The 750-nt window shown below is 50.7% G+C and carries 1 pseudogene; it reads left to right on the plus strand.

The annotated features are described in order from the left end of the window. Positions 1-750, plus strand: a pseudogene (vopQ, locus tag R8O11_RS27180) (type III secretion system effector VopQ); the annotation flags it as partial.

The following is a 750-nucleotide window of genomic DNA, read 5'->3' on the forward strand; positions in this document are numbered from 1 at the left end:
ACCAAGTTCTTCCAAGAAAACATCAAAACGCACCTCGACTTGAAGCAGGCACTGCTTAAGGAAGAAAAACCAGAAACCGCGCTTTTGGCTTATTCATTAGTCAGTCCGTCAGGCTACCGAGGAGAACCATTAACCGAGCGAAAAATTTTGGAAGTGGTGAGCCTACTTGATGAAGTAAAAGTCGATGGTGACACCTATCAGCAGCTCAAAAATACGTTTGATTCGATCAGCAAAGATCCGCGTATGCAGGTCAGTTTGGAAAACCAGTATCCTGGGAAAATGGACGGTTTCGGCGCGCAGTTGTTGGAAATGGGAAAAGAGAAGCTGAAAGGCTCGGGTGTTAACGCTGCCATCAATTTGGCGTTACCCGGCGTAGGCTTACTCGTCGCCACAGGGCGTGAACGTCATAAAGCGTCCGTCAATGGCGATGCCGAAGCGTATCATCATCAACTCGAACAAATCTCGCAGTTGCCGGGAAGAGATCAGCGCTTATCGATGCCAATGCAACAAACGTTAGCCATTGGTCACGCGATGCTGTCCGCTGAGGGCGCAGTTGGTGCCACACTTGGCATGGCGACAGGCGGTTTGGGTACGTTTGGTGTAAGCTCTGTGGCGACGGCAGGGGTTACGCCGATAGCAAAAGAAGCCATTGGAACTGCTTTAGCCACTGGCATTATCAGCGGCGGGGGCTTTGTTGCTGGCCAAGCTGGGGCGTATGGCTTAAATAACGAAGTGCAAGACCAACTCAAA

Source organism: Vibrio sp. 1288 (assembly GCF_033344475.1).